Genomic DNA, 20,983 nt, shown 5'->3' on the forward strand with positions numbered 1-20,983 from the left:
TGTGTTGGCGCGAGGCCTCAGCGAACAGGTCGAACTTCAGGGCGCTACGGGGAGTGATCATGGCAAAGGATGGAGCACGCGTTCTCGATCAACAAGGGACCGGATGGGTTTTGAGAGGTTCCCCTATAGGTCCCCGATCACGAAAGGTCTGACACATCGCATCGATGAGTACATCAACATTTACAGGCCCACCTTGGTTCGCGCGCGGCCGGACTCTTCGTGCCTATTTCCGTCACGGCTGGGAGATCAGATTCGAGATATTGGCGAGATCGTGAACCGGATTGCCAAGAGCTACATACCTGAGGTTCGTCGACTCCGCCTTCATGCTTTGCGCCATATTGTCGCAACCGACTTTTTGCTGCGGAATCCTGGAAAGTACACCCTCTTGGCAGGGTTGCTGCACGACACCCTAGCGACGGTACTCAAGACCTACGCTCACGGCAAAACGGAATCAGCATTCCGGGCACACGAAGAGAATATGGCGGAGTTTTACCAGGGACTCTGAATCGCCCGGTGATTCCTGGGAACGCCTTGCATGGTGGCTGGAGCGATGGAGCCCCGGTCATTAGCGAGTTGTTCTATTACGTCCTGGCGGCCGGTTTCAGACATTGCGACTGGATACCGTTCAATGCTGTCTATCTCGTTGTAAGGAGACCATGAGCGTGTTCCCCGGATTGAAAACGACCAGGTGAGGGAGGCTGATGCGGCGAAACCTCACTGCGATGAGTTTTCAGGGGCTCGCCTACCACCTGAAGCGCGTGATGCGTTTGAAAAGGCGGGACCTGTGTGCTCAGTTCTCGCCGTTCCCGCTCTCCAAACCCAATTCGCCCACCACTGTTCAGCGGAGACCGAAATACGCAACTGGGGGGCCGGGGGGTCTGAATGCGCAGTCAACCTGTTGTCGGCTCATGTCTCGGGACCTGTTTCGAACCTGTGGAATGGACGGGGCTCGGGCGTCGTCGTGCGGGAGGCAGCTTTCGCCCCATCCCTGGGTGGCCAGTGTTTGCGACACCAGTGATCGCCGCACATGCGTCTTCAGTGTCTTTGATAACGGGAGACTCAGATGTTGCAGCGGTTGGTTACCCGGCCACTCGGTCTGGCAACGGACCGCCCAGCCAGTCCAGCGTTGACTCGAGGCAGTAAGCGCTACTTGCCCACATAGGTCGGATTCCCTCCGAGGCGTTCGAGTTCGGCGACGCCCGGATTGCCGAGCCAGATCATGAAGTCGGCTGCAGCCAGCGTGCCGCCATGCACGCGCAGCAGTCCTTCCATGAACGCGCCGTGCTCGATAAGCGTGATGTCCTTGGATGCCGCCGCCTTTTTCTTCGAGGTCTCGTCGAATGTGGGCTTTCCCAATGTCACCCGCCGCATCGAAGAGTCAAAGTCCGCTGCCTTCTGCATGACCGCCCAGGCCTCTTCCTTCTTGATGAGGGGTGGGGACTTGCTGCAGGTCTTGCATTCCAGCAAGACTTGCTGTGTCCCTAGCACGATAAGTAGGTCCGGCACGTTCTGGCGCATCCCGTCGTCCAGCACGGTTACGGCCCAGGCTGCTTCGACCCGCAGGAGCGTTGCGATTGCCTCTTCATACTCAGTGCCGAGGGTGTCGTCGCAGGCCTTGACCAGATGTTCGATGCCTAGTTCCAGTCCGGTTTTCCGATGCGCGGAAGCCAGCCTGCTAGGCCCCAGTCCTACGGTGCTGGACACCGCGTCGATCAACGCCTGCGCTCGTGGCTCGCTTCGCAGCAACTGCACGAGCTTGTCCTTTGCCATTGCCAATATGTCATGCAGGGATGCAATCCCCTGCGCGACGAGGCCCATAGCGCGCTGCCGTCCAAAGCCAGGGACGCTGTGCCGTTCGGCAACTCGCAGCACGTCCAGCGCCTCAGGCGGGGCTCCCCAACGAACTCGGCGAGCCAGCATAGCGATTTGGTTGCTTACCGGTTGCGGGCAACCGAGTTCCGGAGTCGTCGAGAGCTTGTGGAGGCCATCGAGTACCCAGGCAACGTCGAGCGCAAGGCGATGTATTGCCGCACCGGGCACACGAACGATGTACGCGATCTTGCGGTCCGCCAGCCCTTCGGCATAGAGCGCAATCGCGTGGGCACACTGCGCCAACTTGACATCGTTGCGGTCGAGCTCGACGGGTAACGGCTTTGTTCCCCAAAATGTTACAGACTCGTAGGAAGTCTGCGACGGGAAAGGAAAGAACCGAGATGGCCGTTCGGCTCTGAACTCCTCGCTGGCGCAGCACGCGTAGATCAGTCCTGGAATCCACTCGTCGAAGCTACCTGCCAGGGTCGGTCCGATGGCGCGCAACATAGCAGCGAGTTGCACGGCCGTGGCTGGAAGCAGCCCTGACATGGCTGCCGCGTTTCCCATCGGCGTGATGAGCAGGGCGTCGGCCTGTTCCCGGATAAGCCCGTTGGCGGCAAGCCAGTGCACAGCGGTGCGGCTCTCGGCTGTGAGCGTGGCCAGCTTGGCGGGATTCCTGTTCAGCGTTTGATACCAGTACAGCGTATTTTCGAAGAACGCCATCACCTCGGCCAAACTGCTTGCCAGCCCCGACGCGACCAGCGTCAGGATCGTCTTGCGGATGCTAAGGTTTACCAACTGCGAGTTAAGTCGGTCGTTGTCGGGCAGCACGAGAATGTTCGCGTGCGCCAGTTCGACATTGTTCTGCGGTAACAGCACGGCGAAGCCTTCGGGGTGCATGCCGAGCCTGCCTGCCCGTCCGGACATGTTGCGGTAGTCTGACCTAACGATGTGGCTCCCGGCTCTATCACCCCAACGATAGGTCAGTTTGGAAAAGACAATCGTCCGGAATGGGAAGTTCACCCCGGCCGCGAGCGTCGAAGTGGCAAAGCACACCTCGAACTTGCCGTCAGTGAAGCCGCCTTCGATGACCTGACGCTCTTGCGGCGACAGGTCGGCCGTGTGGAAGGCGACGCGGCGCTCGGCGTTCTCACGGAGCTGATCCGACGACTCGGTCGGTTCGGAGAACAAGTCGAGCCGTTGCGCAAGGTCGATGCCGATTTCGACGCGAGGCCTGCTCTGCCCAAACGCGGTCGCGAAATTGACGGCCTCGCGGCGGCTTTCCGTGAACACCAGCACGGGGCCGCGGTCGAGCCGCAGCAGATGGTCCACGACAGTGCCAATGTCGTTTGTCGCCGCGGCGCCACCGCTTACGTCCTGACCGCTGTCGTCGCCGAACTTCGTCCTTTGAGCGCGACCGGCGAACCAGATTTCCTGATAAAGGGGCACGTCCCGATGCGTGCTGCGCACAAGGTCGCACGACATCCATCCAGCGATGTCGTCGGGGTTCTCGACGGTTGCCGTTAATGCTACGAACTGCTTGATGCCGCGCTGCCTTAGTGCCGAGCAGAGCGCTTCAATGTCCGGTCCTCGCCCGGGCTCGCCGAGAATCTGCAACTCGTCGGCGACGACCAGCGCATTGTTGGGTCTAAGCTGGCCGCTCAGGAAGAGGCCCAGCGCCTTCTCATAGGTCGCCACCATCAGCTGAGCATCGACATCACCTTCGGCCCGGTCTCCAGTGTTTAGGCCGACCGAGCCGATGGGATCGGCTGCCCCTTCGCCGAAACGGGCCACGAAATCGAGATACTTTTGGTCGGCAAGCGCTTTGTGGGAAACCAGATAGATCGCGCGGACCCCGGCGCGGAGAGCACACAGCACGGCAATTTCGCCCACCAGAGTCTTGCCGGACGATGTCGGAGCACTCACCACAAGGCTGTGCCCGGCTGCGGCCCCAGCGGCGAGAGCGCGTTGTTGGACATCGGTCAGCCATTCGATCCCCCAACGATGCAGCCGTTGAAGCAACCATGCATCGACTCCCGGTCCTTGTGCGTCGGACGTTTTCATCTTTTCTGCTCCCCCCTGAATTGCCAGTGCGCTCAATCTGGATGTACGGGACGTTAACGGCGAATCGCCGTTTGCGATAGGGCAATTGCCCTTCACCTCGAGCCTCACTAGGCCTGCTCCTGCGCCGGCTATCTACCGAGCACAAGTGTGCGTACATCGTTGCATCAGCGACAGTTGCCGTTGTTTTTGTAGATTCGAGAGTCAGTACCGCCGGTGGCGCTTAGCGGCGGGCCAGCCACCGTATGACTTGGGGCGTCCGCCTATCGGCGGGCGGAGTCATGGCTTCGCCGAAGTGTGACATCCGCAATCAGAGCCAGTTCCGTGGCTCCTGCGGCGGGCGAGTCAAAAGCGAGGCCTACGGCGCCTCTGGCGGGCGCATGACGTAGAAAAGCCCGCACTCGATGGACTGTTAGGTTGGGGCTGCTCTGGCCTACCGGCGACATGGGTGGTGGTGTCGAACAGAGTGTTTCCTCAGTGAGCAGGGCATCGCGCCTGCAACCGGTATAGCTACGTGGCGCTTGAAACGCAGACAATTGCACTCAGAACGCGGGACACCGATGACAACAACGACTCATCCAGGCTTTCGAATTTTCATTCTTGGAGCGGGCTTTTCCCGCCCGGCGGGACTGCCGCTTGCGAGTCAACTCTACCCCGCCGTGAAACCCCTGATCGAGGGTCAGTACGGGACAGATACGAAGTTCGACCGGGACTTGAACTACTACCTGGGTTACTGCGATGACTGCGGCGTCACCGGTCAAACCAAAGATGCACTCGACCTGGAGCTGTTCATGTCCTACCTCGACATTGAGCACTACCTTGAACTTCGAGGCAGCGACACCTGGAGCCGAGAGGGCAATGAGTCTCAGCTAATGATTCGCAGGGTCATCGGCCAGGTAATCCACGAAGGCACGCCTGCGGCCGACAAGTTGCCCGATTATTACTACAGGTTCGCTGAGATGCTGTCCCCCAGGGACATCGTTCTGACGTTCAACTATGACCTCGTACTGGAGGCGGCGCTAACGCAAGTCGGGAGGCGATTCCGGCGTTACCCATACCGCTTCACCTCAGTAAACGAGTACGGTGGAACGCTGGATTCCGACACCGAGGAGGTGGTGCTGCTGAAGCTCCACGGGTCGGTGGATTGGTTCGACGATAGCCAATTCTCGGATTCACGGGAATCGCTTAAAGCCAAGGGCGTCGGGAAGATAGGGCTGCACAGCGTGTTCGACGACCCCAAACGCTATGGCGTCAAGCCTTTGGTGGTCGGCATGCTGCCGCCTAACGATCCTCTGATACACCTTCATACGATCCAGGATGTTTCCCGCTACTACAGCCAGGATCGGGGCTTTAATGCACCATTCATCCTTTCGCCTTCACACGTCAAGTTCGTCTACGCTTCGCCCGTGATGAGCTTGTGGAACGGCCTTGGGCGTGCCGGCGGGTATAACCTTGGCGTCTCGGTCGTCGGCTTTTCCCTACCGACGTACGACGAATACATCCGCATCGGATTGCATCAGATGCTGAAGAACTATGCTTCTTGGTGGGACTCCCCGATGCTCGGGGTTCTCAAGGACTATGCACGCTTCGTCGACTACAAGCCAGAACAAGCCGACCAAGACGCTTACAGGGAGCGGTACAAATTCGCCGGCGCTGACCGTTCGAGGTTCTTCCTCAATGGATTCGGGCCTGACGCGCTGGATTTCCTGTTTAACCAGCCTCGGGTAGCGTAAAAGGCCTGCAGTCGCAGGCTAATCTCCACGGATTAGCGCGGCCTACCGCTCGACCTTGAGCAACTCGATGATCTGATCCACGCCCAGGTCTCGGCCGAAATCGAGGGTCGCTCGGATCGGCTCGAATGCCGTGGTCATGCGCCGATAGCGCGCTGCGGTCGGCGCGTGCGAGTTGAAGTCCCGCTTGTTGAAGCGCGAGAAGCGGTTCATCTTCTCCACCAAGAATCGGGCGATGCTCATCAGGGAACTCTCATTGTTGCCATCGAATCCGGAGAACTTCGGCAGGTAGCCGTGGTTGGCTGCCTTGAGCTTCTCGGTCTCCTCTGGCGTCAGCTTTTCGATGCGGGCCTCTATGAAGTCCCACATGTCCAAGATGTCGACCACCAGGCTCAGATCGGCTGGCCGGTCTACGTGGTTGTGGAAGAGGCCGTTCATCTCCCACGCCGGCGCCCAGGTATGGCCTCCGTAGACCGCCTCAGCCACAAAGTCCAAGTCTGTTTCGCCTTGTACCTTCAAATGTTTGGCGATGTCACGGAGCACCATGAAATTGAGTTTGTCGCCGGCGGTCAGGTGAATGCTCTTGCCCGTCACGTTGTCCAGCCCCAGGCTAAGCAGTTGACGAACCGCATCTGAGCGCGAGCTGGCGCCCGTGCTCTCCATCCATTCATCCACGCGCTGGGCGAGTTCTTCATCCAGCCGCAATTCCAATCGTTCAGTGCGTACCATGTATAAATCCCCGGAGCTCCGGCGAATTGCCGGATTAACGTACAAATGTACGGCACTGCCGCATTTGACGCAAACGTTTCTCCATGCGCTTAAATGAACTCTTTCTTGCTTGACTCTTCGTTATTTTTCTTTAAAGTAAGAAAGAGTCTAAAAAAGGAATTTTGAGCATGGAAACGCAAATCTCTATCCCCGTCCAAACGCGTCGCTTTCTGGACCTCGCTGAGTTCCTTGAGTCGAAGGGCGACTCGCGGGACCCAGTGCTCGCGGTGAGCGACGCCATCGACTATTGGATGTCCAACGCCGACTGGAAGCCCGAGTTGCTTAAGGTGTCATCCACCTTGGGCTACCAGTGGAAGAGCCTCTTCTTGCCCGATGGCACCGAGGTGCGCATGCAATACAAGGGTAACTGGTACTACGCCAAGGTTGAGGGAGACAAGCTTATGTATGAGGGCGAGGCCATTACCCCTGGCCGACTCGCCAACACCATCTCGGGCACGAGCCGCAATGCCTGGAGGGACCTCTGGATCAAGCGCCTGGCCGACAGCGAATGGCTGCTTGCTGATGACTGTCGCGGAGAAGCCGAACAAACCTGATTGAGATTGCGCGGCTGCCTCAGTTACAGCGAGTGCTGGAATAAACTACAGGTGTAATCAATTCACAGAAATATCCCTCGTGACCACATCTGACCGGCGCCTCGCCTACCGGCTCGACACAATGTCAGCCGCCATGGGCGTCGTTGCTGCGCTTGTGTCAAAACGAGGGGTGACGGCTCCCGAGCGAGCAGTCCTCGACGGGTATAAGCCCACCAAAGACAAGGCGCTGTTGGCCGCCGTGGTTGCAGCCGTGCAGGCCGGAGAGGACCCTCTTGGGAAAGCCTACTGCGACATCAACGGCCCCGAGGCTCGCCGCGGCCGGGGACAGACGTTCACCCCGGACTTCGTCATCGAGGGGATGCTCACTTGGGTCCGCAGACAACGGAAGTCCATCGTAAGGCTGGTTGACCCTGGCGCGGGCTCTGGGCGTTTCACGCTCGCTGGCCTGCGGGCGTTCCCGAAGGCAGAGGCGGTCGCAGCGGAGATGGACCCCGTTGTAGCGGTCATTCTTCGCGCCAACCTGGCTGCTGCAGGGTTCACTGATCGCACGGAGGTGCGTGTGGGAGATTTCCGCGACCTCGAACTCCAGGCGGTGAAGGGAACCACCCTTTTCATCGGGAATCCTCCGTACGTGCGACACCATGACATCGGGGGCGCGTGGAAGGAGTGGTATTCCAGGACGCTCCGGCGCTTCGGACACGAGGGTAGCCAACTTGCCGGTCTTCACCTGCACTTTTTCCTGAAGACGCTCGAGCTTGGCAACCCGGGAGACCTAGGATGCTACGTAACTGCGGCTGAATGGCTTGATGTCAAGTACGGCCAAGCGCTGCGCCAGCTACTCACCAACGGTCTGGGCGGCAAGGACGTGTTCGTCGTTGACCCAGAGGTCCAGATTTTTGGTGATGCACTGGTCTCAGCCGCCATCACCGGGTTCTCACATGGCTCCACCCGCAAGGAGCTCCGATTCGCCGAAGTGGGCAGCGAAGCCCAACTGCGCAAGCTTACCGCTGGAGCTCCCATCGGGGTGGCTGCGGCGAAGGCCGAGCCCAAGTGGTCTTTCTTGGTCAAAGGGGGTCGTGCAGCCAAGCCCGAGGGCTATGTCGAGCTGGGCGAGATGTTCAAGGTGTCCCGCGGTCAAGTGACCGGCCTGAACCGGGTATGGGTCGCGAGCCCGGGCGCGCCAGAGCTGCCCAGCCGATTCTTGGTGCCCGCGATCACAGACTCCACGGACATTACTAGAGCCATGCGTGGCGTCATCGAGAGCAGCAAGGAGCTACGGCGCCTGGTGTGCCTACCTCGCAACCTTCAGGAGCTACCGCGAGCCGAGCGCGATGCGGTGGACCGATTTTTGGAGTGGGCTCGCCGGCAAGGCGCTCATGAGACGTACATCGCCCGACACCGTAACCCTTGGTGGTCTGTGAGTACCAAGGAGCCTGCGCCTATCGTGATGACCTATATGGGTCGGCGCCCACCTGCGTTTGCGCTGAACAAGGCGAATGCACAGCTCATCAACGTCGCGCACGGACTCTACCCGCGACGGGACCTTGACGAGTCGCACTTTGGCCGCTTGGTCGCCTGGCTCAACGAAAACGTTCAACAAGCCGATGGCCGGGTGTACGCCGGCGGATTGACCAAATTCGAGCCCTCTGAAGCAATGCGTATTCTTGTTCCAGGGGAGCTTGCCCTCTGACAAAAATCTATGCCAGCTCCTGACGACCAAGCAATGCCATCGGTGTGGACCACCGAGCAGATCAGAGAAGACGCGGCCGCCGCCCGAGCTGAGTTTCGCAGCCGTCGGCTCGACGAGCCGTTGAGGGACTACCTTGAGAAGTTTCCCGCAGCCAAGGCAGCCGCCGATGTCGTCGTAAGCCAGATGCACCTTTTGTTGACTCGGCCGGTCAACAAGGAACTCGCAGCCGGAATCGTAGGCAACAAGCACCAGTTCGCAGCGTTGCGCAGCTTGGCGGCGGTTCCCATCTCCGAAGACGACCTAGACACGCTTTTGGATGCATCGTTGAATCGGACAGCGCTGAAGAGGAGCCAGGAACTTGCGGACAAGCTCGGTCAGCTCCTGACATCCAGTCTCGACCCGAAGCGCTTCCCTTGGGTCGAAGCGGGACGGGCTGCTACTCCAGAAGAGCTGGAGAGCGCCCAACTGGCGACCGCACTCATCACCGCTGTGAGCGCGGTGCAGGCCGGCCGCAGGGGCGAAGAGAGCAAGGCTCTTGAGGGCAAGGTCGCTGAGATTCTCGACGCCGCTGGCTACACACAGGTGACGAAGCTGCTCACCGGGATCAAGCGAATTTCGCATTTCCCCGAGGCTGGCACGTACATGCGGCAGACAGCGCTTGGCGGCCACAACGCCGATTACGTGGTCAGGCTGTTCGACGGAAGGCTCCTTGCGTTGGAATGCAAGGCGTCCAACTCGGCCGTCAATGGTTTCAAAAGGTTGAACAAGGAAGTCGTCGTGGACGCCGGCGACTGGCACAGGGAGTTTGGACGCTCGAGCGTGGTGGCTGCTGCGGCAATTCGAGGCGTCTTCAAGGCGGACAACGTTGCCACTGCCCAGTCGCAGAACGTGTTTGTGTTCTGGTGGCACAAGATGGACGTATTGGCTGACTTCCTAGCATCTGCAAGCTAAGCCTACAGACCCGCGGCAGCAGCGTACGCTCGGCAGCCCTTGACGCTGCTCGGGACCGAGTCTGCTGACGAATTCACCAGCAACGACGAACGCCCTCAGCATCGACTGACGGACCTCGCCGTCGGCCATGCGCTCTCACTCTCAGCGCTGGAGGCCTCAATATGCGCAATCAACGCTCTCATTACTGCCTCGGCGTAGTTCGTGCCGACACAGCGGGTTGAGCCGATTTCACAAACTGCCATACCGTCCGCTACGCTCAATGTTGCGCCTAATTCCTGAGCCATTTTGAGCGGCACATGGGCATAGTCAGAATGAAAAGACGAGTGCGTCGGTGGTAGTTGACCACCAAACACCGCGATCTGCTCAATTCCCTCGTCGTTCCACCGGAGTGCAAACGGCCCGCTTGGTGATCCAAGCATTTCGAATTCGGCAGCCTTGGCAAAGAGATATTCCAAATGTACACCGGTCGCGTCCAGGGAAGGGTTGACCATCGAGGCGTTTCCTTTTTTCTTGAGTTAAGGGTGCACTGGTTAGATTACCGAAAATAGTCTATTTTGGACTATTCCAAGATGGACTAGACGATCTAGGGGTTTCAGTTCCGGACCCGAGATGGACAAGTCAATTCATACGCGTGAGTACGCCGTGTTTCTCCGCCTACTGCGTCAAGTTCGCAAAGATCGTGGAGTTACGCAGAACCGCTTGGCCGAGTTGCTGGAATCGACACAAACCTTTGTCAGTAAGTGCGAACGCGGGGAGCGTCGACTAGATGTCGTCGAGCTTCGGCAATGGTGTATTGCCCTGGGGATGGGGTTCTGCGATTTCGCTCAGCAGCTCCATGAGCTTACCGAAAAGCCGAGAAGGCGCTCAAGGGCGGGATAGGTCCTGATGTCGTCCAGGAGTGGGACATGTTCGGTACTAGCGACTTGCTAGCGCCTACTCCGGCTACTTCGATTGGACGCGCCTTGCCTTCGATGAAGGTGTTTGCTGAGCGTGTTTCAGGTGGAGGAGAGCCTGACCACATTTTTCTTTCTGGCGAGTTGGGCTACCTTGCCATAACGTTCTAGGCAGTAACTTTCGTGGCTCTCGCGGGTCCTGCGTAGTTCCTGCAAAAGTTGCTGCACAATCGTGTGGATGTCCGTGGAAGTTCCCGTATTTCGATGGACATGAAAAAAGCCCTAAGCTGTTGAAACTTAGGGCTTTTTAGACGTTCTCGGACAAGCGAAGAACTGTATTTGGTGGCCTGGGGCGGAATCGAACCACCGACACAAGGATTTTCAATCCTCTGCTCTACCGACTGAGCTACCGGGCCTAAGCCTCAAATTATAACCAGAAAAAAGAGGCGTTCTGAAACTCTGACGACTTAATTGCGTTTGCCGCGGCCCAGGTCCACGCCGAGCTGGCGCAGCTTGCGGTACAGGTGGGTGCGCTCCAGGCCCGTTTTTTCGGCCACGCGCGTCATGGAGCCGCCTTCGCGCGCCAGGTGGAATTCGAAGTACGCCTTCTCGAAACCGTCGCGGGCTTCACGCAGCGGCCGGTCTAGATCGAAGCCCTGGTGCGCATGCGGGCCGGGATCCTTCGTCACCACGGGCAAGGCCGCCACCGGAGCGCCCTGGGCCTCGGGGGCGGCAGGGGTGACTGCGGCGGGTGGTGGCGTGGCGGCTGCCGTAGTGGCGGCCGACGAGGCCGCCGGCTGGGCGGCGCTGCGCGCCAGGCCCTGTTCGACCGCCTTGAGCAGCTTCTGCATCGTGATGGGCTTTTCCAGGAAGGAAAAGGCGCCGATGCGGGTGGCTTCGACCGCGGTGTCGATGGTGGCGTGGCCGCTCATCATGATGACGGGCATGGTCAGCGTGCCGGCCATGGCCCACTCCTTGAGGAGCGAGACGCCATCGGTATCGGGCATCCAGATATCGAGGAGCACGAGGTCGTACGCATTGGCGGCACGGGCGGCGCGGGCCTGCGTGGCGTTCTCTGCGAGGTCCACGCTGTGCCCTTCATCGTTCAGAATTTCCGACAACAGGTCACGGATGCCCAGTTCGTCGTCGACCACCAGAATGTTTGCCATGGGTTTTGATCAGCCTCGCGATACGTTTCCAAGTGTTGTTAATGTGCCACCACGTGGCCAGGGGCGAATGATAGCGACACTTGCGCGCCGAGCACCACCCCTTCTTCCACCCGATTGACAAGATCGACACGGGCACCATGCTCGTCGGCGATCTTTTTCACCACAGCAAGTCCCAGGCCAGTGCCCCGCGGTTTGGTGGTTACATACGGTTCGAAGGCGCGCTGAAGGATGTGGTTGGGAAATCCCGTTCCGCTGTCGGTCACCGTCAGCCGCACGCGCCGCGACGACTGGCTCCAGCGCGTGGTGATGCGCACGGGTGCGCCGGCAGCCCCGCCCTGCTCGCGGGTGGGCTCGCTGGCGTCCTGCGCGTTCTGCAGCAGGTTGTGAATGACCTGGCGCAGTTGCTGCGCATCGCCCGCGATCTCGGGGCAGCGGGGATCGAGTTCGGCCTCCACGGGCACGGTCGCGTTCTCGGCACCGTAGAGCTGCAGCACGTCGGTGACGAGGGCGTTCAGGTCGAGCGCATGCAGCTCCGCAGCGGGCAGGCGGGCATAGTCGCGAAACTCGTTGACCAGCCGCTTCATCGCATCCACCTGATCGACGATGGTGCGCACGGATTTGGTCAGCACGGCTTGCTCGGCATCCTGCAGCTTGCCGGAGAGCTTCATCTCCAGGCGCTCGGCGGACAGCTGGATCGGCGTGAGCGGGTTCTTGATTTCATGGGCCAGGCGCCGGGCGACTTCGCCCCAGGCCTGTGCACGCTGGGCCGAGACGATTTCGGAGATGTCGTCGAACACCAAAAGGCGCAACGCGTTGGGCAGTTCCGCCCCCCGGGCCACCAGGCTGGTGCCGTTGGCGGCCACGCCCGAGGCGGGCGAGCCGTAAAGGTCGAAGGAATGCTGCCAGTGGTCCAGCCCATGCTGCTCGCGGTCGCCCAGGAAGGCCTCGAAGTGGCCCTGCACGGCACTGGCGAATTCGGCCAGCCCGGGCACGTCGGCCAGCGGCCGGCCTTCGAAGGCGGCCATCGGGGCCCGCAGGATGCGGGTGGCGCCGGGGTTGGTGGAGCGGATGCGCCCCTCGGCGTCCAGCACGATCACGCCCGCGGTGAGGTTGTCCAGAATGGTCTGCAGGTGGGCCCGCGCCGCATCGACCTCGCCCATGCTGTGCTCGACGGCGGTGCGGGCGTCGGACAACTGCTGGGTCATGACGGCGAAGGAGCGGGTCAGCCCGCCCAATTCGTCGTTGCCCTGCAGCACGGCCTTGGGGCTCAGGTTGCCCGATGCGACCTCGCGCACGCCCTCGGCCAGCACCAGCAGGGGGCGTGCCAGTTGGCGGCCCAGCAGCACCGCGAGCAGCACGGCCCCGAAAACGGCCAGGAACAGGCTCAGGGTGAGCGTGCCGATGTACATGCGCCGCAGCCCCTCGCGGGCCAGGGCGCGCTCCTGGTACTCCCGGTTGGCCTCCTGCACGGCGATGGCGTTGGACACCAGCACCTGCGGCAGCCGCAGCGTGGCCTGCAGGTAGCGTGGCTCCACCAGGAGCCCCACGCTGGCGTTGCCGACGGCCACGAGGGTCTTGACCCGGGCGTTCTGCACGGCAGCGGGATCGGCGATGTCATCCAGCCCCTCGATCTGGAAGGTGGCGCGCTGCTGGCGCGCGTTGCGCAGCAACTGGGCGCTGGGCCGCTCGGGGCTGAGATCGAACCGGGATTGCCCGGCACTGGCCACCGGCTGACCCGTTGTGCTGAACAGCACCACGTCGCTGGCCCCCAGCTGGTCGCGGATGCGTTCGAGCACCACGCCGGCCGCTGCGTCGGGCACCTGCGCCAGTTGGCTGCTGGCGGTGCGTGTTTGCATGGCCATGTCGCTGGCGATCGTGTCCAGCGTGACCCGGGCCAGGCTGACGCCGGCGGACAGGGCGCCCTCCACCTTCACGTCGAACCAGCTTTCGATGGAGCGCGAAACGAACTGGTAGGAGACCACGTAGATCAGCAGGCCGGGCAGCAGCCCCACGACCGCAAAAATGCCTGCCAGCTTGACCAGCAGGCGGCTGCCGAAGCGCCCCCGCCGCAGCCGCACCGCCAGGCGCACGACGACCCACACCAGCACGGCGAGCAGCAGCACGGCCACCAGGACGTTCAGGCCGAACAGCCAGGCGTAGTTGCGCTCGTACAGCGCGCGGTTGTTGGTGGCGACGGTGAGCAGGAAAAGCAGCACCAGCCCGATCGCGCACATGATCGCCACGCCCACGCCCAGGGCCCAGCGGGAGGCACGGGCCTGCTGCGGCGTGCGGGGAACGCTGTGGTCGTCGGTCATGGCGCGCGCTCGGCCACGGCGCGCACGCTGCGCGACAGCATCAGGTCCCAGCCCGAGCGCCCCACCGCGCCGATCTGGAACGGGCGGGGCAACTGGGACATGTCGAGGCGGAACTGGAAATGCACGGTATAGGGCCCGCCGGAGACCTCGTCCGCGTCGGCGATCTTCCAGCGGCTGATGCGCTGCATGGCGGAAAGCGCGTCGCCCAGTTCGTCGAAGTTCTGGCCCAGCGCGACCCCCAGCCCGGTGTTGGCGAACGGCGTGGCGGACTGATTGAGGCGCCACCGGCGCGTGAGCGGCTGGTAGCTCAGCCGCAGGTAGCGCACCGAGTGGGCCACCGCCTTGTCATACCAGTACCAGCGCTCGCGGACCACGTCGGCCTCGGCCACGAAGTACATCGAGATGCCCTTGTAGAGGGCGTCTTCCGCCAGTTCGGGCAGGTCGAAGTGCAGCGTGGTCGACAGGTACAGGCCCTCGTCGTTGGCTTCGACGCGCAGGTCGCCCGCGTCAGGCTGCGCCAGCACCGCCGGGGACCACAGCGCCAGGCACATGCACAGCAGCGCGGCCATGGCCACCGCAAGCCACGCGGCAGGGCGCGAAGCGGGCTGTTCAGGCCGCATGTTTTTGCAACAGGGCGTAAAATAATCCGTCATGGTCACCCGGACGATTCTCCGAGACGCCGCCGCTTTCGTCCGGTTTGCCGGGTATTAAATGGCCGGGAGACGGCAGCAAACGGGCGTCGGTGTTGCGCGCAAGAAACGTTTGCACCTGTGCTTCGCCCTCGGCACGAAACACGGAGCAGGTGCAGTAGAGCAGCCGCCCGCCGGGCTGCAGTAGCGGCCAGAGCGTGGCAAGCAGGCGGGCCTGCTGCTGAGCCAGTTGCTCGATGTCGGACTCGCGCCGCAGCCAGCGCACGTCGGGGTGGCGGCGGACGATGCCCGAGGCCGTGCACGGCGCATCCAGCAAGATGGCATCGAACCCTCCGCCCCCACTGGCGTCCAGCCACCCGTCCTGCGGCCGTGCCGCGTCGGCCACGAGGACCTGGGCCCGAACCCCCACCCGGTCCAGCGTTTCGTGGATGCGGGTGGCGCGGTCGGCGTCGATTTCCAGCGCCACGACCTGCATCGGCGAGGCGGCACCCGCATATTCGAGCAAGTGCGCGGTCTTGCCGCCGGGCGCGGCGCACGCGTCCAGCACGCGCAGCGGCTGCGACAGGTCCAGCCCCTCCAGCAGCAGCGGCGCCGCCAGCTGCGCCGCGGTGTCCTGCACCGAGACGTGGCCTTCTGCAAAGGCCGGCAGCTGCTGCACGGCCACCGGGCGGTCCAGGACGATGCCGAACGGCCCCGCAGGAGATGCTTCCAAATTAATAGCAGATAGCCCTAGTAAATATTGTGCTGGAGTCGTTTTTTGCACATTGATCCGGAGCGCCATCGGCGCATGGGCATTGTTGGCCTGCAGGATCTGCTGCCAGTGCTGCGGGTGGTCCTTGCGCAGCCGGGCGATCCACCAGGCCGGGTGGTTCCACTGGGCGACCGGATCGCCGTCGGTGGCGGCCACCAGCGCATCGCGTTCGCGCAGGAAGCGGCGCAGGCAGGCGTTCAGGAACGGCGCCTGCGCTTGCGATGCCGGGTTGCGCTTGGCCGCTTCCACCGCCTGGTTGACGAGGGTGAACGCCTCGTAAGGCGCCTCGTCGGGCGACCAGGCCAGCGCCAGGGCCGTGCACAGCAGGGCGTCGGCCCGCGGCGGTGGGTTGCGGGGCGCCAGTTGCTTGCGCAGCGCCTGCGCCCGGCCCAGGTTGCGCAGCACCTGGAACAACAGCGCCTGCACCCCGGGCCGCAAGCCCGGCTCGACAGCGGCCAGGGCCGCCGTGCCCGACTGCCCGCCGCGCACGGCCTGCAGCGCTGTCACCACCGCATCCAGTTGGCGCCACAGCGCGGGCTCCATGCGGCGTTCGCCCTCCGCCGGGGGCGGAAAGAAACGGGAGGGCGGGCGCGGCTGCGGATCGGTCATGTTCTGTCTGAGCCTGTCTTGAATAGGAAAAAACCGGTTGCGGTTGCGGTTGCGGACGCCGTCGCGGCCACGCCTTGAATCAATGTCAAACCACCCACGCCCCTCCCGGGATGCGGGGATGGTCACGCAGCCTACAGCGTTCTGGCCGCCTTGAACCCGAACAGCCACGCCAGCAGGCGCGCCGGGAACTGGCCGATGGCCTGGTTGTACTGCAGCGCCGCATCGTTGAACTGCCGGGTGGCCAGCGCATTCTGGGCCACCAGCTCCTGCCATCGCTGGGCCCACAGGGGCAGCGCCGCGCCTTCGCCGGGCGCGTGCGGAACCTCAGCCACGCGCACCATGGCCAGCCAGGCGGCCTCCAACACCTCGCGCCCCGTCAGCAGCGCGGCCGCGGCGCCGGCGTCCAGCGGGCGGGCCCGTGCGACGGCCAGCGACGCACCGAACTGGGTGGTGGCGGCCCACAGCGCCGCCCGCGCATCGGCATGTGCCGCGGGCGCGGGACCCTGCGCAGCCTCGTATTCACCCAGCATGGCCATCATGCGCATGAGGTGTGCGTCCAGGCCCCCGAAGGCCTGGATGGCGGCCGAGCGCAATCGCACGATCCGGTTGTAGGCACCCACGGCCCAGAACAGCAGCAGGGCAAGAAAAATCCAGGAGGACAGCATTGCGTCTGCCGAGCCCGCAGGGGTCCGCGGGCTCGGCGCAAAAAAAGAAAAAACGGATAAGAAAACGCTCCCGGTCTGCCAAAGCGCAGAGCGGGAGCGTTTCAGGGAGCGTACCGTGGCTTATTGGGCCGTGGCGTCGCCCAGGCTGGTGGTGCTTTCGACGTCGGACGAGTCTTCGGTCGTGGCAGCCATTTCAGCGGCTTCGGCATCGGCGATGGCGCGGCGCTCGGCGTCGTCCATGGCTTCCTTGGCCTTGCGCGCCTGGTGGTAGGCCAGGCCGGTACCGGCAGGGATCAGGCGACCCACGATGACGTTTTCCTTCAGGCCACGCAGCTCGTCGCGCTTGCCCATGATGGCAGCCTCGGTGAGCACGCGGGTCGTTTCCTGGAAGGAAGCGGCCGAGATGAAGGAGTCGGTCGACAGCGAAGCCTTGGTGATCCCCAGCAGCACGTTGCTGTACGTCGAAGGGATCTTGCCTGCGGCCTGCAGCGCCTCGTTCGTGTTCAGGATCTCCGAACGCTCGACCTGCTCGCCGGCGATGTAGTTGGACTCGCCCGGGGCCTCGACCACGACGCGGCGCAGCATCTGGCGAACGATCACCTCGATGTGCTTGTCGTTGATCTTCACGCCCTGCAAGCGGTACACGTCCTGCACTTCATCGACGATGTAGCGCGACAGCTCTTCGATGCCCAGGAGGCGCAGGATGTCCTGCGGATCGGCCGGGCCGTCCACCACGGACTCGCCCTTGTTCACGACCTGGCCTTCGTGCACCAGGATGTTCTTTTCCTTGGGGATCAGTTCATCCCAGACCTTGCCGTCCGGATCGGTGATCTGCAGGCGCACCTTGCCCTTGGTTTCCTTGCCGAAGGACACCGTGCCGGTGATCTCGGCCAGCATGCCCTTGTCCTTGGGCGAGCGCGCTTCGAACAGTTCGGCCACGCGGGGCAGACCGCCGGTAATGTCGCGGGTCTTCTGGCCTTCGACCGGAATCCGCGCCAGCACTTCGCCGGGGCCCACGTCCTGACCATCGCGCACCTGGATCAGCGAGCCGATCTGGAAGCCGATGGTCACCGAGTGGTCGGTGCCGGGGATCTTCACTTCCTGGCCTTGCGCGTCGATCAGCTTGACCTGCGGGCGCACCACCTTGGCGGAGCCGCGGCGCTTCGGATCGATCACGACCAGCGTGGACAGACCCGTCACATCGTCCACCTGCTTGGCGACCGTGAGGCCTTCCTCGACGTTCTCGAACTTCACCTGACCGGCGAACTCCGTGATGATCGGGCGGGTCAGCGGGTCCCAGTTGGCGAGGATGGTGCCGGCCTTGACCGTCTGGTCGGCCTTGACCGCCAGCGTCGCACCGTACGGCACCTTGTGGCGCTCGCGCTCGCGGCCATGTTCGTCATGGATGACGATCTCGCCGGAACGGGCGATCACCACCAGCTCGCCCTTGGTGTTGCTCACGTAGCGCATCGTGGCGTTGAAGCCGATCACGCCGTTGGACTTGGCCTCCACGCTCGATGCGATGGCGGCGCGCGAAGCGGCGCCACCGATGTGGAACGTGCGCATGGTCAGCTGCGTGCCGGGTTCGCCGATGGACTGGGCGGCGATCACACCCACGGCTTCGCCGAGGTTGATCAGGCCGCCGCGGCCCAGATCGCGTCCGTAGCACTTGGCGCACAGGCCATAGCGGGTTTCACAGGTCAGCGCCGTGCGCACCTTCACCTCGTCCACGCCGGCGACTTCGAGTTCCTCGATGAGGTCTTCGTCGAGCATCTGGCCGGCAGGGGCCAGCACAGCGCGCGTTTCGGGGTGCATCACTTCGTCGGCCGTGGTGCGGCCCAGGATACGGTCGCGCAGCGATTCGATGACTTCACCGCCCTCGACGATGGCGCGCATCAGCGAGCCATTGGAGGTGCCGCAGTCTTCTTCGGTCACCACGAGATCCTGCGTCACGTCCACCAGACGGCGCGTGAGGTAGCCCGAGTTGGCCGTCTTCAGCGCTGTATCCGCCAGGCCCTTACGGGCACCGTGGGTGGAGATGAAGTACTGCAACACGTTCAGGCCTTCACGGAAATTGGCCGTGATGGGGGTCTCGATGATGGAGCCGTCCGGCTTGGCCATCAGGCCGCGCATGCCGGCCAGCTGGCGAATCTGCGCTGCAGAGCCGCGGGCGCCGGAGTCGGCCATCATGTAGATGGAGTTGAACGACTCCTGGTCCACCTCGTTGCCGTGGCGGTCGGTGGTCTTTTGCTTGGCCAGCTGGGCCATCATGACCTTCGACACTTCGTCGCCGGCCTTGCCCCAGATGTCCACCACCTTGTTGTAGCGTTCGCCAGCCGTCACCAGACCGGACACGTACTGCTGTTCGATCTCCTTCACTTCCTTCTCGGAACGCTCGATGATCCCGGCCTTTTGCGGCGGCACCAGCATGTCGTCCACGCAGATGGAAATACCAGCGCGCGTGGCGAGGCGGAAACCGTTCTGCAGCAGCTTGTCGGCGAAAACCACCGTCTCCTTCAGGCCGCACTTGCGGAAGCTCACGTTGATGAGCTTGGAGATTTCCTTTTTCTTCAGCGCCTTGTTGATGTTGCTGAAGGGCAGGCCCTTGGGCAGGATCTCGGACAGCAGCGCACGGCCGGCCGTCGTTTCCACCAGCGACGTGGAAGGCACGAATTCACGCGTTTCCTTGTCCTTGGTCCACTCGGTCAGGCGCACCGTGATGCGCGCGGCCAGTTCGACCTCGTTGGCATCGAGCGCGCGCTGCACTTCGCCGGTGTCGGCGAACACCAGGCCTTCGCCCTTGCCGTTGATGCGATCGCGGGTGGCGTAGTACAGGCCCAGCACCACGTCTTGCGACGGGACGATGGAGGGCTCGCCGGAGGCCGGGAACAGCACGTTGTTGGAGGCCAGCATCAGCGTGCGGGCTTCCATCTGCGCTTCCACGGACAGCGGCACGTGAACGGCCATCTGGTCACCGTCGAAGTCGGCGTTGAAGGCCGCGCAGACGAGCGGGTGCAGCTGGATGGCCTTGCCTTCGATCAGGATGGGCTCGAACGCCTGGATGCCCAAACGGTGCAGCGTGGGCGCACGGTTCAACATGACCGGGTGTTCCTTGATGACCTCTTCCAGGATGTCCCACACCACCGGCGTGCCGGATTCGACTTCCTTCTTGGCGGCCTTGATCGTCGTCGCGATGCCCATGGCTTCCAGGCGCGAGAAGATGAAAGGCTTGAACAGCTCCAGCGCCATCAGCTTGGGCAGACCGCACTGGTGCAGCTTGAGCGTCGGGCCCACGGTGATCACGGAACGACCGGAGTAGTCCACGCGCTTGCCCAGCAAGTTCTGGCGGAAGCGACCGCTCTTGCCCTTGATCATGTCGGCCAGCGACTTGAGGGCGCGCTTGTTGGCGCCCGTCATGGCCTTGCCACGGCGGCCGTTGTCCAGCAGCGAATCGACGGCTTCCTGCAGCATGCGCTTTTCGTTGCGCGCGATGATTTCCGGCGCCTTCAGCTCCAGCAGGCGGCGCAGACGCGAGTTGCGGTTGATGACGCGGCGATACAGGTCGTTCAGGTCGGAGGTCGCGAAGCGGCCGCCGTCCAGCGGCACCAGCGGACGCAGGTCCGGCGGCAGCACGGGCAGCACGTCGAGAACCATCCACTCGGGCTTGATGCCGGACTTCTTGAAGGCTTCCAGCACCTTCAGGCGCTTGGCGTTCTTCTTGACCTTGACTTCGGAGCCGGTCAGATCGCCGCGCAGCTTTTCGATTTCGAGGTCGATATCGATGGCTTCGAGCAGGTCCTTGATGCCTTCCGCGCCCATCTTGGCGATGAACTCGTCACCGTATTCCTTGCGCTTGGCGTCGTAGTCGTCCTCGGACATGATGCTGAACTTCTTAAGCGGGGTCATGCCGGGGTCGGTCACCACATACGCTTCGAAGTACAGCACGCGCTCGATGTCGCGCAGCGTCATGTCCAGCACCAGGCCCAGACGCGATGGCAGCGACTTCAGGAACCAGATGTGGGCGCAAGGCGCGGCCAGATCGATGTGGCCCATGCGCTCGCGGCGCACCTTGGTCTGCGTGACTTCAACGCCGCACTTCTCGCAGATCACACCGCGGTGCTTGAGGCGCTTGTACTTGCCGCACAGGCATTCGTAGTCCTTGATGGGACCAAAAATCTTGGCGCAGAACAGACCGTCGCGCTCGGGCTTGAACGTGCGGTAGTTGATGGTCTCGGGCTTCTTCACTTCGCCGAAAGACCACGAACGGATCTTCTCGGGCGACGCCATGCCGATGCGGATGGCATCGAAATGCTCGTCCGGGGTGAATTGCTTGAACAGGTCGAGTAGTGACTTCATAAACCTAGT

General features: G+C 62.7%; 15 protein-coding genes and 1 tRNA gene. 6 read left to right on the top strand and 10 right to left on the bottom strand.

All coding sequences use genetic code 11. The annotated features are described in order from the left end of the window. A partial coding sequence (locus AVMA1855_RS24140) for a site-specific integrase (protein ID WP_284427632.1) occupies positions 1-505 on the top strand: 505 nt, incomplete at its 5' end. Between the two features lie 641 nt (positions 506-1,146). Here the strand turns inward: AVMA1855_RS24140 and AVMA1855_RS24145 are convergent. Then, entirely contained in the window at positions 1,147-3,876 is a 2,730-nt protein-coding gene (locus tag AVMA1855_RS24145; protein WP_284427633.1) for a DEAD/DEAH box helicase, read from the bottom strand. A 557-nt stretch (positions 3,877-4,433) separates the two neighbouring features. Between AVMA1855_RS24145 and AVMA1855_RS24150 the strand changes: the two genes are divergently transcribed. Beyond that, positions 4,434-5,606: an SIR2 family protein gene (locus AVMA1855_RS24150; protein WP_284427634.1), complete on the top strand. Its 1,173-nt coding sequence runs from the start codon at positions 4,434-4,436 to the stop codon at positions 5,604-5,606. Between the two features lie 42 nt (positions 5,607-5,648). On the opposite strand, the gene AVMA1855_RS24155 is transcribed toward AVMA1855_RS24150, so the two are convergent. Further along, positions 5,649-6,332, bottom strand: coding sequence for a YfbU family protein (locus AVMA1855_RS24155; protein WP_284427635.1), 684 nt, complete (start codon positions 6,330-6,332; stop codon positions 5,649-5,651). A gap of 167 nt (positions 6,333-6,499) precedes the next feature. Between AVMA1855_RS24155 and AVMA1855_RS24160 the strand changes: the two genes are divergently transcribed. From AVMA1855_RS24160 to AVMA1855_RS24170, 3 genes are all read left to right on the top strand, one after another. Beyond that, a complete protein-coding gene (locus AVMA1855_RS24160; RefSeq protein WP_284427636.1) occupies positions 6,500-6,925 on the top strand; it encodes a hypothetical protein in 426 nt (141 codons plus the stop codon). Between the two features lie 79 nt (positions 6,926-7,004). Next, positions 7,005-8,615, top strand: a complete 1,611-nt coding sequence (locus AVMA1855_RS24165; RefSeq protein ID WP_284427637.1) for an Eco57I restriction-modification methylase domain-containing protein — start codon at positions 7,005-7,007, stop codon at positions 8,613-8,615. A gap of 9 nt (positions 8,616-8,624) precedes the next feature. Next, positions 8,625-9,566 carry a XamI family restriction endonuclease gene (locus AVMA1855_RS24170; RefSeq protein WP_284427638.1) on the top strand — a complete coding sequence of 314 codons (942 nt, stop codon included), beginning with the start codon at positions 8,625-8,627 and terminating at the stop codon, positions 9,564-9,566. 95 nt (positions 9,567-9,661) lie between these two features. Here AVMA1855_RS24170 and AVMA1855_RS24175 read toward each other — a convergent pair whose 3' ends face one another. Next, positions 9,662-10,057, bottom strand: coding sequence for a hypothetical protein (locus AVMA1855_RS24175; protein WP_284427639.1), 396 nt, complete (start codon positions 10,055-10,057; stop codon positions 9,662-9,664). Between the two features lie 118 nt (positions 10,058-10,175). On the opposite strand from AVMA1855_RS24175, the gene AVMA1855_RS24180 reads away from it, so the two are divergent. Next, positions 10,176-10,445, top strand: coding sequence for a helix-turn-helix domain-containing protein (locus AVMA1855_RS24180; protein WP_284427640.1), 270 nt, complete (start codon positions 10,176-10,178; stop codon positions 10,443-10,445). 354 nt (positions 10,446-10,799) lie between these two features. Here the strand turns inward: AVMA1855_RS24180 and AVMA1855_RS24185 are convergent. The 7 genes from AVMA1855_RS24185 to rpoC all read right to left on the bottom strand — a co-directional run bounded on the left by AVMA1855_RS24185 (position 10,800) and on the right by rpoC (position 20,974). Beyond that, positions 10,800-10,875, bottom strand: a tRNA-Phe gene (locus AVMA1855_RS24185). Between the two features lie 51 nt (positions 10,876-10,926). Continuing rightward, entirely contained in the window at positions 10,927-11,628 is a 702-nt protein-coding gene (locus AVMA1855_RS24190) for a response regulator (RefSeq protein ID WP_284402484.1), read from the bottom strand. Between the two features lie 38 nt (positions 11,629-11,666). Continuing rightward, complete coding sequence (locus AVMA1855_RS24195; RefSeq protein ID WP_284427641.1) at positions 11,667-13,943, bottom strand: sensor histidine kinase; 2,277 nt, start codon at positions 13,941-13,943, stop codon at positions 11,667-11,669. Next, entirely contained in the window at positions 13,940-14,563 is a 624-nt protein-coding gene (locus AVMA1855_RS24200) for a DUF4390 domain-containing protein (protein WP_502869129.1), read from the bottom strand. Before AVMA1855_RS24200 ends, AVMA1855_RS24195 begins: the two co-directional genes overlap by 4 nt. Continuing rightward, entirely contained in the window at positions 14,553-15,887 is a 1,335-nt protein-coding gene (gene rsmB / locus AVMA1855_RS24205) for a 16S rRNA (cytosine(967)-C(5))-methyltransferase RsmB (protein WP_284427644.1), read from the bottom strand. Before rsmB ends, AVMA1855_RS24200 begins: the two co-directional genes overlap by 11 nt. Positions 15,888-16,084: 197 nt before the next feature. Continuing rightward, a complete protein-coding gene (locus AVMA1855_RS24210) occupies positions 16,085-16,618 on the bottom strand; it encodes a LemA family protein (RefSeq protein ID WP_284427642.1) in 534 nt (177 codons plus the stop codon). 120 nt (positions 16,619-16,738) lie between these two features. Beyond that, positions 16,739-20,974, bottom strand: coding sequence for a DNA-directed RNA polymerase subunit beta' (gene rpoC, locus AVMA1855_RS24215; RefSeq protein WP_284427643.1), 4,236 nt, complete (start codon positions 20,972-20,974; stop codon positions 16,739-16,741). Positions 20,975-20,983 lie beyond the last annotated feature (9 nt).

Origin of the sequence: Acidovorax sp. SUPP1855 (genome assembly GCF_030158955.1) — a bacterium.
Classification (GTDB): Bacteria; Pseudomonadota; Gammaproteobacteria; order Burkholderiales; family Burkholderiaceae_C; genus Paracidovorax.

Coding starts and splice junctions, on each gene's coding strand:
- rsmB (WP_284427644.1), bottom strand. CDS start 15,887: ATGGAGCCCGCGCTGTGGCGCCAACTGGATGCGGTGGTGACAGCGCTG.
- AVMA1855_RS24160 (WP_284427636.1), top strand. CDS start 6,500: ATGGAAACGCAAATCTCTATCCCCGTCCAAACGCGTCGCTTTCTGGAC.
- AVMA1855_RS24200 (WP_502869129.1), bottom strand. CDS start 14,563: ATGCGGCCTGAACAGCCCGCTTCGCGCCCTGCCGCGTGGCTTGCGGTG.
- AVMA1855_RS24175 (WP_284427639.1), bottom strand. CDS start 10,057: ATGGTCAACCCTTCCCTGGACGCGACCGGTGTACATTTGGAATATCTC.
- AVMA1855_RS24150 (WP_284427634.1), top strand. CDS start 4,434: ATGACAACAACGACTCATCCAGGCTTTCGAATTTTCATTCTTGGAGCG.
- AVMA1855_RS24195 (WP_284427641.1), bottom strand. CDS start 13,943: ATGACCGACGACCACAGCGTTCCCCGCACGCCGCAGCAGGCCCGTGCC.
- AVMA1855_RS24155 (WP_284427635.1), bottom strand. CDS start 6,332: ATGGTACGCACTGAACGATTGGAATTGCGGCTGGATGAAGAACTCGCC.
- rpoC (WP_284427643.1), bottom strand. CDS start 20,974: ATGAAGTCACTACTCGACCTGTTCAAGCAATTCACCCCGGACGAGCAT.
- AVMA1855_RS24190 (WP_284402484.1), bottom strand. CDS start 11,628: ATGGCAAACATTCTGGTGGTCGACGACGAACTGGGCATCCGTGACCTG.
- AVMA1855_RS24210 (WP_284427642.1), bottom strand. CDS start 16,618: ATGCTGTCCTCCTGGATTTTTCTTGCCCTGCTGCTGTTCTGGGCCGTG.
- AVMA1855_RS24170 (WP_284427638.1), top strand. CDS start 8,625: ATGCCAGCTCCTGACGACCAAGCAATGCCATCGGTGTGGACCACCGAG.
- AVMA1855_RS24180 (WP_284427640.1), top strand. CDS start 10,176: ATGGACAAGTCAATTCATACGCGTGAGTACGCCGTGTTTCTCCGCCTA.
- AVMA1855_RS24145 (WP_284427633.1), bottom strand. CDS start 3,876: ATGAAAACGTCCGACGCACAAGGACCGGGAGTCGATGCATGGTTGCTT.